Below are 10,235 nucleotides of genomic sequence, written 5' to 3'. Positions count from 1 at the left end.
GCCCGGCGGCGTCGGCGTGCAGGTCGTCGGGCTGTTCGGTGTGGGCGCCGCCCTCGCCGCGCCCTTCGCCCTGCGGCTTGTGCTGGCCGCCCCACGTGGACGCCCGCTGCTCCTGGGAAGGCGCAGGACGTGAAGGAGGGGAGGGCCTTCGCCCTCCCCTCCCCGGAATATCGGATTACCAGCGGCTGTCGCGGCGGGGACGATCGCCGTAGCCGCCCGTCACGGGCGCGGCCTTCGTCACCACGATGTTGCGGGCCTGCGGGCCCTTGCCGTTCGCGCCAGGCTGGATCTCGAACTCGACCTCGTCGCCCTCGTTGAGCTTCTTGAAGCCGGTCGCCTGGATCGCGCTGAAGTGCGCGAACACGTCGGGATGACCCTCGACCTCGATGAAACCGAACCCCTTCTCCGCGTTGAACCACTTCACTTTGCCAACAGCCATACTCGACTCCTCTGACCTTCCAAGTACGAGGAACGCGCGCTCTTTAACTACGCGCTCCATTTCGTTGCGTCCTTCGGAAGGATTTCAGTCTGCCGGGACGCTCATCCAAGAATAGAAACCTGCGACACCTTCGGCGGGTCCGGTCCGGGAGGAGGAACGTGCCGGCACAGGCTCCCCGCGAGTCCCGGGGAACCTCGCCCCCTCACTAGACCATGAGAGAGTGCTCAGGAAGACCGCATATCTCTCACGTCAGATCGTTCGGGATCACACTCCGCCCGCGCCACGCTCGCCTGCCACGGGATCAGCACGAACGGCAGGGCGATCTCCACGAAGGTCGCCGCCACCATCAACGGATGCGGCAGGCCCTGCGACCGCATGGACCGCACGCGCCCCAGCCCGCCGAGCGCCAGCAGGGCCGTCACCCCGCGCAGCACGCGCTCCTCACGCTCCACCCGCGGGACCGCGCGCAGCAGCAGCACACCCGACGCGGCCCACCACACCGACAGGTAACGCAACTCCCCGTCGATGGGCGCGTCCCAGCGCCTCGACCCGGGAATGGCGGCGGCGCCACGCAGATACGCGAGTGCGCCCGTCGTGAGCGGCAGGAGCGCCACCGCCGTCACGGCGACCTGAAGCGCGGTGCGGGAACGGCGGGCGGGCGGGGCAAGGTCCTTCATGCGCCCAGCCTGTCGTGTGCGGACCCCGGCACGGGTGTGCGGAACCTAAAACCAAGGGTTGCCCGCGTACGCCCAGGGACGGCCCCTCGCTTCTGCCTGACGCGTCGACGCGTCCCTGCCGTAAAGGGCAGGGCGAGCCTCCGTGGAGGCTCGCCCTTCACGTGCGGCGCTCAGGCCTGCTGGCGCTCGCGGTCCTCGACGATCTTGCCCAGGATGAAGAAGGTGGGCGGCCACTCACCGACGAACAGGGCGTTGCGCTCCCCCTCGGCGCCCGTGGCGCGCTTCCCGCTGAGGAAGTTCGCGGCGCTGATGGCGATGGACAGGAACCCCAGGGCGTACAGAATCGTCGACAGTTTCATAGCTCCTCCTTACGAGACCCACTTATAGGTCGGGCGATCATGGGGAGCGTTGGAAACGGGTTTCGGAAATCTTGGCCGACCCGGCGAACCCGACGAGAGGCGCGTCTACAGCCGTTCGAAACGCCAGTCCACCGGGCGGCCCTCGTGGTAGGGCATCACGCCGTGGAAGGCGCGCGGGTCCGTGTCGAAGAGCAGCGGCAGGAAGAAACGGTCGCCCTCCCACACGGGCAGCTCACCGCTCAGGAGGCGCTCCACGGGCTCCCAGGAGAGGGTGCCCTCCGCGTTCGACGCGGGCGGCTCCCCCTCGAAGGCGTCCACGACGAAGATGAACCCCAGCCAGTCCTCGCCGTTCTTCCCGAAGCCCGGCCACGAGATCGTGCCACGGAGCCGCATGCGGGTGACGGTGAGACCGGCCTCCTCCATCAGCTCGCGGCGCAGGCCCTCCGTGACGCTCTCGTGCGCTTCGAGCTTCCCGCCGAGCCCGTTGTACTTCCCGAGGTGCTCGTCCTCGGCGCGGGCGTTGCGGTGCACGAGCAGCACGCGCGCGCCGTCCGGCGAGAGCACGTAGCCGAGGGTTCCGACGATGGGCTCGTAGGGCATGCGTTCCTCCGGACGTGAGCCCGCGCGCGAAGGGCGCGGCCACGAAAAAAGCGGCCTTTTCGGCCGCTGATAAGGACAGGATACCGCGGTATGCGTCATGCGTCAAGAAATGCATCCCGGTGCCCGGTCGGCCCTCCTGACGCATATGAGCTTTTTCACACTCTCATCTTCGAGTATGCTCCGGACAGGTCGTCACAACCAGAGAAGTCCACCCCGGACAGGAGCCTCCCCATGAAACGTTCCCTCTTCGGCCGCGCGTCCACCGACACGCCCAGCACGCCCGCCAGCGACTGGCCGGGCGGACTCCCGGCCCAGCAGCACACCCTCGTCCTGCGGACCGGCACGCGCGGCCTCGACCTCGCCGAGCAGCACGTCCACCCGCTCGGGCCGAACGCCAGCCTCGTCCACCTCACCTTCGACGCCGCCGTGGAGGTCGTGGAGCTCCTCCCGCAGGAACGCGGCGTCACCTTCGGCGCGCGCCTCTGGGACGCCGAGGGCTGGCCCACCGAGGTGCACGTGACGCTCGGGAACGCCCGCGCGGGCGCGCCCATCGTCCTCAAGGACGTCAGCGGACGCCACGCGTACTTCACCGTCATCACCGGCGACCCCCGCGCGCGCGGCGATCACCCCGCCGAGGTGACCCGCGAACGCTTCAGGGCCCTCGACGAGTGGGACGCGGAACGCGGACCCTGAGCCTGAGGAAAGACGAGGCAAGGGGGAGGGCGCCGTGGCGCCCTCCCCCTCCTTACTTTCGGTTCCTCAGCCGCACTTGCTGTAGCCGCAGGCCTGGCACTTGACGCAGCCTTCCTCGCGGACGAGGGCTCGCGCCTCGCAGACGGGGCAGGGGGCGCTGCCCGCCACACCCTCGGCGCTCACGGCGTCCGCCGTGACGAGCGGCACCTCGGGCAGGTCGCCGCTGCCCCCGGCGAGCGGCGGGAGGGTCACCTCGCCCTTCGCGAAGGTCTCGAGCGCCACGGCGATCAGGTCGGCCTTGGAGCCCACGAGACGGCCGTTGTAGCTGCCGTACAGGCCGCCGTTGATGCCGCGCATCGTCTTGATGAGCGCCTCGGCGGGCACGCCGTACTGCAGCGCGATGGACACGACGCGGCCGAGCGCCTCGCTGTCCGCGTTCGCCTCGTCGCCCGCGCGGCCCGAGATGACCATCACCTCGACGGGCCTGCCGTTCAGGTGATTGACCGTCACGAGGAAGCTGCGGCGGTGCCCGCTGGTGGGGTCCGTGAGCTTCACCATGTCGGTGATGCCGCTGAGGCGCGCGGGGCGCTCGTAGACGGGACGGCCGGGCTTGTAGGCGGGCGCGGCGGTCGTCTGCGCGGCGGGCGCGGCGGTCGTCTCGGCGGCCTCGCCCATCACCTCGGCGGCCTCCTGCGTCTTCTTCTCCTTCTTCTTGCTGGTGGACAGCACCTGGAACTGACGCGAGCCGTCACGGTAGACCGTGATGCCCTTGCAGCCCGTGCGGTACGCCTCGGCGTACGCGTCCTGCACGTCCTCCACGGTCGCCTCGTTGGGCAGGTTGATGGTCTTGCTGAGGCTGTTCGCGGCGTAGCCCTGGGCGTCGAAGGCGCGCTGCACGGCGCCCTGCATGCGCACGTGATCCACGGGCTTGATGTCGTGCGCGCAGACGAACACGGCGCGCAGCGCCTGCGGGATGAACTCCAGGCCCTGCACGGACCCGTGGTTGCCGCTCACGGCCTCCGTCACCTTGTCCCAGTCCCAGTGACCGTCCTTCTCCATGTTCCCGGCGGGCGGGTACGTCTCCAGGAGCTCCACGAACAGCGGGTGCAGCAGCGCGCGGTACTCGCTGCCGATCTTGCGCCAGATGAAGGGGCTGAAGACGGGCTCGATGCCGCTCGACACGCCCATCAGCATGCTGGTCGTGCCGGTCGGGGCGACGGTGAGCACGGCGACGTTGCGGCGGGGTTCGTGGGGGATCTTCGCGGCGTTCTGCTGGTAGACGCGGTAGACGCCGCGCTCCTCGCCGAGGCGTTCGCTCTCCGCGATCGCCTCCTCGCGCAGGACGCTCATGATCTCGTAGATCGCGTCGCGGCCCGCCTCGTTGTCGTAGCGCAGGCCCATCTTGATGAGGGCGTCCGCGAGGCCCATCACGCCCAGGCCCAGGCGGCGCAGGCTCTGGCTGGCCTCGCGGTTGTCCTCCAGCGCGAAGACGTTCACGTCGAGGACGTCGTCGAGGAAGCGCACGCAGGTGCGGACGTCCGCGCGGAACTCCGCGTAGTCGAACTCGCTGCCCCTGACGTACGCCGCGAGGTTGATCGCGCCGAGATCGCAGGGCTCGCCGACGGTGAGGGGAATCTCGCCGCAGGGGTTGGTGCTGCGGATCTGGTAGCGCTCGCCGAGGTCCTTGAGGGCGCTGTACTCGTTGATGCGGTCCACGAAGATCAGGCCGGGCTCGCCGGTGCTCCACGCGTGGCGGGCGATCTCCTGCCACAGCCACTTCGCGGGGATCGCGCCGCCGAAGGTGGGCACGCCGCGCGCGCCGTCCTCGGCGCGGTCGGGCAGCTCGGGGAGGGTGCCGTCGTAGGTGCCCGTCTGCTCGCTGAGGTGGTACTTGCCGGGCACGTCCTGCGCGCGGACCGGCCAGAGGCCGTCCTGCTCCAGCGTCCGCCAGAAGGCCTCGTCGACGAGGATGCTGATGTTGAAGGTGCTGATGTCGCCCTCGGCGGCCTCGCGGTCGAGGTCCTTGGCGGTGAGGAAGTCCAGCACGTCCGGGTGCGCGATGCTGATGGTCGCCATGCCCGCGCCCCTGCGGGTGTTGTGGCTCACGAGACCGTTCGCGAGATAGGTGTGGTTCTCGTCGACGCAGATGTCGAGCGTGAGGATGCGCTCGCCAGGCGTCACGTCCAGAACGCGGGTGTAGTACTCGTCGTGGTCGAAGGTGGGCAGGACGTTCGCGATCTGCGGGTTCCGCAAGAGAGAGCTGTAGCCGGAGGCGGTGAGGCCGCGCTCGCCACGAATGTAGCGGGACAGGGTCTTGCGGGTCTCCGTGAAGGGCGAGGGGCGGCTCTTGCGTCCGGCGGGCAGAGCGGCATGGACGGCGCTCAGGAGACCCGCCGCGTGTGGCAGAGGCCAGGCGGACTCGCGATTCTGGTCGGGGGTGAACGTGGCGAGGGCCTCGAAGCGTGAGTCGGACAGCCAGCCCACACGCTCCACGAAGCGTTCCAGGCCCTTGGCACTCACGACGTTCAGGCGGAAGTGCTCGCGGTCGGAGTAGCGGTTGGCGAGGACGCCGTAGCGCGTGAGCTTCGCGGGAATACCAAGACCGCCGAGCAGCACGACGACGTCCTCGGCAAAGCGGCGTGAGGCCGTGGAGAGCTGCGGGTAGCCGTGCAGGAGCGTTCCGTCAGCCTCGAACAGGCCGCGCAGGAAGGCTCCGAGAACGGGACGGGGTGCCTGACGGACCGAGCGCGGCACCTCCAGGTCGCTGGCCTTGCCCTTCAGGAGACCATTGAGTTCGAGCCACCTGACGAGCGCGGTCGAGCGCGTGACGAAGACGACGCTCCGGTCGTTGTCTTTCTGCTCGACACGCATCTCCAGACCGAAAAGGTCACGGAAGAGGCGGGGTCCCTCCTGCATCATCGGTGAACCGTGCGTGACGGCAAAGCCGACGCGGTTGCCGCTCACGAAGCCGTCGCCCCAGAGGTAGCCGAGCCAGAAGGCCAGTTCCTCCGAGAGACGGTCGGGGGTGCGGATACGCTTCGTGTTGAAGTGAAGATCGTCCAGAGGTTCGAGCAGGACGGGAGCGCCCGTGTGCTGGTCGAGGACTTGGATGACCCAGTCGCCGGGACGTAGAGCGTCGAACCGCACCCACTCACGAGTTCCGTCCTCGCGCAGTACCTTGAGCTTGTGGTTCGGCGTTCCCTGAAGGGCAAGGCCGCTCTCCAGGCGTACCTTGAGGGTGTCGGCGTGGCCGTTGTTGAATCCCTCCGGACTGTGCCTCCAGCCCTCGTCGGTCGCGACTTCGAGGGCATGCCCCTGATGTCCGAAGGCACGTGTATCCACGAGTTCGCGCAGACGCAGCGTGCCATGGCTGGTATGAACCAGCGTGTCCGGGTGCAGACAGCCGCCCTGCCGCACGACGCGCAGCACGGGCGCGTACACGTAGCGCAGGGTGTTGATGGGGCCGCTCGTCTCCGCGCCGCGGTTGGCCCACTCGATGAAGTTGTCGAAGATCTCGACGAGGAAGCTCACGGGACCGCTGCTGGTGCCGCCGGAGCCCTTGATGGGCGCGCCCTCCTGCCGCATGCCGCTGATGTCGATGCGGGGCTCCAGGCCGAGCTTGGCGTGCTCCGCGACGTGCGCGGCGGCGTCGATGATGCCGCCCATGTCGTCGGGGACGGGCAGGACGCCGTCGGGCAGGCCGCGCACGATGGTGACGCCGTGGGCGCGGGCGAGCGCGACGAGGTCGGCGGGGACGCTCGCGCCGTACACGACGCGGGTCCAGTTGCGCAGGCTGGTGGGCTGCTTCTCGCCGTCGGGCTGGGTGGGGGGCCGCATGAGGCCCTCGACGAAGTCGTGCACGTCGGGGTGCGTGACGCTCATGTAGGCCCAGCCGCGCACGCCCGCGTCGGGACGGCTGGTGTGGGCGCGGGGCGTGTACACGTCGAGGTTGACGCCGTTGCCGCCGCCGACCTTCGTGACGAGCGCGAGCTTGCGCGCGACCTCCATGATGCCCTCAAAGGCGGAGGGGTCCGACTCGGTGGCGCCCTGCACGAAGCAGTTGAGGACGTTGCCGTGCTGGGTGCCGGCGCCCGCGAGGACGCGTCCGCCAGGGCAGAACTTCTTGTCGGCCATCAGGTCGTAGAAGGCCTGGGACCAGCGCGCGCGCGCCTCGGGCTGCTCGGCGCCCGCGACCCAGTTGGCCACCCGCTCGAAGAGCCCGCCGAGGTCACCGTCGCCGGGCTGGAGGTACTGCCTCTTGCCGATGTGGTGGGCGTTCTCGTCGAAGTTGGTGAGGGGGTGGCGCTGGATGGGTGTGGTCATGCGCGTGATCTCCTTGGACAAAAGGGCGGGGACGCCACGCCGCCCGACGGGGGACGTGGTGCTGCTCTCGGACGGTGGCTCGGTCTCTCTCCTGGGTGAGACCGCAGGCGGACTCAACGTACTACATCTTGCGCCTTTTGTCTGCCGGGTACAAGATCCGGTACTACATGTTCCCGAGGGTCGCGTTAAGGTTCGATGAGGATGGGGTCATTAGAACACGCCCCCGCCCCCCCTGCAAGCGATCATGAGTCCGGCGGGAAGAAGCCGCGCCAGGAGCGGAAGCACCGGACGCGACCAAGAAAAACGCGCTCCAGGAGCGTACTTTCTTCTTGCCCAGTCGGGCGCGGGAGAGTATCCTGCACTCATCAAGGAGGAGTTATGCGCCTGCTGTCCCGCATCCTGGGCGGTCTGGTCGGTCTGATCGTGCTGCTGGCCGCCGTCGCCCTCGTCTACGTCTTCGTCACCACCCGCCCGAGACTCCAGGGCGAGACGACCCTGCGCGGCCTGCGCGGCGACGTCACCGTCAGCCGCGACCGCTGGGGCGTCCCGCACATCCGCGCCCGTGAGAGCGACGCGGACGCCGTCTTCGCGCTCGGCTACGTCCACGCGCAGGACCGCCTCTGGCAGATGGAGTTCCAGCGCCGCATCGGCGCCGGACGCCTCAGCGAGGTCCTCGGGCCCGCCGCGCTGGACCAGGACAGGTTCCTGCGCACCTGGGGCTTCTACCGCGCCGCGCGCAGCGCCCTGCCCGCCCTGAACGCCCGCTCGCGCGAACTGCTCGCCGCGTACGCCGCCGGGGTGAACGCCGCCATGCGCGAGGGCCGCCTGCCGCTGGAGTTCCGCGTCCTGCGCTACACGCCCGAACCGTGGACGGAGACGGACACGCTCGTCTGGGCGAAGATGATGGCCTTCGACCTCGGCGGCAACTGGCAGGAGGAGCTCGGCGGGCAGAACGTCGTGGAGAAGCTCGGACCCCAGGCGCTGCGCGAGCTCTACCCGGACTACCCGAAGGGCGCGCCCACCATCCTCAGCGACCTCGACCTGCGACGTGGCGAGGGCGTCCGAGCGCCCGGCGGCGCCGTGGCGCTCTCGGACGTCACCCGCGAGGCGCTGCGCGCGCAGGCCCGCGTGGCGGACTCGCTCGGCTTCGAGTGGTCTCCCGACAAGGGCAGCAACGACTGGGTCGTGTCGGGCCGCTTCACCCGCAGCGGCAAGCCTCTCCTCGCGGACGACCCGCACCTCAAGCTGCAGGCGCCGATGCTGTGGTACCTCGCGGACATCCAGGGGCCCACCCTGCACGCCGTGGGCGGCACCATCCCCGGTCTGCCCGCCGTGGTGATCGGCCGCAACGACCGGATCGCGTGGGGCGTCACGAACACCAACCCGGACGTGCAGGACCTCTTCGTCCTGCCCGAGGACGCGCCCGTCACGCGCCGCACCGAGGTCATCAAGGTCAAGGGGCAGCCCGACGTGCGCCTCGACGTGCAGGAGAGCCGCTTCGGGCCCGTGATCACGGGCGTGGGCGGCGTGACGCGCGAGCGGGTCGCGCTGCGCTGGACGGCGCTCGACCCGGGCGACACCACCCTCGACGCGTACATCGGCCTGAACTACGCCCGCGACTGGCAGGACTTCCGGACCGCGCTGCGCTCGTACGTCGCGCCGATGCAGAACTTCGTGTACGCCGACGTGGACGGCAACATCGGCTACACGGCGCCGGGCCGCGTGCCCATCCGCGCTTCCGGCGACGGACGCCTGCCCGCGCCCGCCGACGACGCGCACGCCTGGAAGGGCAGCATTCCCTTCGAGGACCTGCCCTGGACGTACAACCCGCCCGAGGGCGTCATCGTCACGGCGAACAACAAGGTCGTGCCCGACGGCTACCCGTACTTCCTCGGCAACGAGGGCAACTGGGCCGCGCCCTACCGCGCCCAGCGCATCCTGCAGCTCGTCAGGGACCGCCAGGGCCTCACGGCGACCGACATGGAGCGCGTGCAGAACGACGTCCAGAGCCTGCTGTGGCAGGACATGCGCCCGGCGCTGCTCTCCACGAAACCCGCCGGGGAGCGCGAGCGCGAGGCCCTGGAGCGCCTGCGCGCCTGGGACGGGCGGCAGACGCGCGACAGCGTGGCGAGCACCGTCTTCGCCGCGTGGTACGCGCGGCTCGCGCAGATGGCGAACGACGAGCTCGGGCAGGAGGGCTACTGGGGCCAGCCGCTCTTCGTCGCGAACCAGATTCGTGAAAACGGCGGCTTCTGCGCCGACGAGAAGGCGGGCGTGCGGGGCTGCGCCGATCTGCGCGCCCGCACCCTCAGCGCCGCCGTGAACGACCTCGCGGGCCTGCTCGGCGAGGACGTCTCGAACTGGCGCTGGGAACGCGCGCACCGCACGGAGAGCAACCACGGCGCGCTCGGCGGGGTGAAGGCCGTCTCGTGGATCTGGAACCGCTCGATCGGCTCGCCCGGCGGGACCTACACCGTGAATCCCGGCTCGTTCCGGCTGTCCGACTTCCGGCAGACGAACGGCGCGAGCTACCGTCAGGTCGTGGACCTCGCGGACATGAACGCGAGCCGTTTCGTCGGGACGCTCGGGCAGTCCGGGAACCCCCTGAGCGTCAACTACGCCGACCAGCAGGCCCTGTGGCGTGACGGGCAGTCGCTGCGGATGAGCACGGACGAGAAGGACTGGGGCGAGGTGCGCGTGCTGCGCCTACGTCCACAGCGCTAGCGCCGCGCGCGCGAGGGCGAGGTCGCGCGCCACCTCGGGCCGCCCGAACGGGGCGGCCCGTTCCAGTCTCGTCACGTCCGCCTCCAGCCGCGCGCGCAGCAGGTCGTCGCGGGCGCGCAGCAGCAGGGGGCCCCAGCGCGTCGCGAGCTCCAGCGGGAGGCCCTCGTAGGCGGGGTCCGGTCCCGGCGCGCGGCGCAGGTGCAGCACCGGGTACGTCCAGAAGCCCGGCGCGAGCGCCTCCCCCGCGAGGTGGTAGCCGCGCCGCATCGCCCAGGCGCGCACACGCTCCGGGGCGTCGTTGGGCTGCGCGACCACCCGCGGGGGCAGCGCGTCCCCCGCGCGCTCCAGGATACCGACGATGGTGCGCGCGCCCATCCCGGTGAGGCTCGCGCCGTCCACCTCTCCCCTGCCGAGCGGCGC

8 protein-coding genes are annotated in these 10,235 nt (G+C 70.2%); 2 read left to right on the top strand and 6 right to left on the bottom strand.

Annotated features, from left to right (window positions below):
• Window positions 1-175: 175 nt before the first annotated feature.
• The 4 genes from DEIPI_RS0105210 to DEIPI_RS0105195 form a co-directional block, all read right to left on the bottom strand.
• Window positions 176-439, bottom strand: coding sequence for a cold-shock protein (locus DEIPI_RS0105210; protein ID WP_027481086.1), 264 nt, complete (start codon window positions 437-439; stop codon window positions 176-178).
• 224 nt (window positions 440-663) lie between these two features.
• A complete protein-coding gene (locus DEIPI_RS0105205) occupies window positions 664-1,116 on the bottom strand; it encodes a DUF4345 domain-containing protein (RefSeq protein WP_027481085.1) in 453 nt (150 codons plus the stop codon).
• Between the two features lie 170 nt (window positions 1,117-1,286).
• Window positions 1,287-1,475: a hypothetical protein gene (locus tag DEIPI_RS0105200; RefSeq protein WP_027481084.1), complete on the bottom strand. Its 189-nt coding sequence runs from the start codon at window positions 1,473-1,475 to the stop codon at window positions 1,287-1,289.
• Window positions 1,476-1,580: 105 nt separating this feature from the next.
• Entirely contained in the window at window positions 1,581-2,075 is a 495-nt protein-coding gene (locus tag DEIPI_RS0105195) for an NUDIX hydrolase (RefSeq protein WP_027481083.1), read from the bottom strand.
• Window positions 2,076-2,306: 231 nt separating this feature from the next.
• Between DEIPI_RS0105195 and DEIPI_RS0105190 the strand changes: the two genes are divergently transcribed.
• A complete protein-coding gene (locus tag DEIPI_RS0105190; protein WP_027481082.1) occupies window positions 2,307-2,768 on the top strand; it encodes a hypothetical protein in 462 nt (153 codons plus the stop codon).
• 66 nt (window positions 2,769-2,834) lie between these two features.
• On the opposite strand, the gene DEIPI_RS41215 is transcribed toward DEIPI_RS0105190, so the two are convergent.
• A complete protein-coding gene (locus tag DEIPI_RS41215) occupies window positions 2,835-7,091 on the bottom strand; it encodes an adenosylcobalamin-dependent ribonucleoside-diphosphate reductase (RefSeq protein ID WP_045233681.1) in 4,257 nt (1,418 codons plus the stop codon).
• A gap of 378 nt (window positions 7,092-7,469) precedes the next feature.
• Between DEIPI_RS41215 and DEIPI_RS0105180 the strand changes: the two genes are divergently transcribed.
• Window positions 7,470-9,815 carry a penicillin acylase family protein gene (locus DEIPI_RS0105180; RefSeq protein WP_027481080.1) on the top strand — a complete coding sequence of 782 codons (2,346 nt, stop codon included), beginning with the start codon at window positions 7,470-7,472 and terminating at the stop codon, window positions 9,813-9,815.
• Here DEIPI_RS0105180 and DEIPI_RS28700 read toward each other — a convergent pair.
• A partial coding sequence (locus DEIPI_RS28700) for a tRNA (adenine(22)-N(1))-methyltransferase TrmK (RefSeq protein WP_045233680.1) occupies window positions 9,798-10,235 on the bottom strand: 438 nt, incomplete at its 5' end. The two genes, DEIPI_RS0105180 and DEIPI_RS28700, sit on opposite strands and share 18 nt — an antisense overlap.

The organism is Deinococcus pimensis DSM 21231 (genome assembly GCF_000519345.1).
GTDB lineage: Bacteria > Deinococcota > Deinococci > Deinococcales > Deinococcaceae > Deinococcus_A > Deinococcus_A pimensis.
Note: the sequence above shows the minus strand (reverse complement) of the source record. Positions and strands in the feature narration are given on the sequence as shown.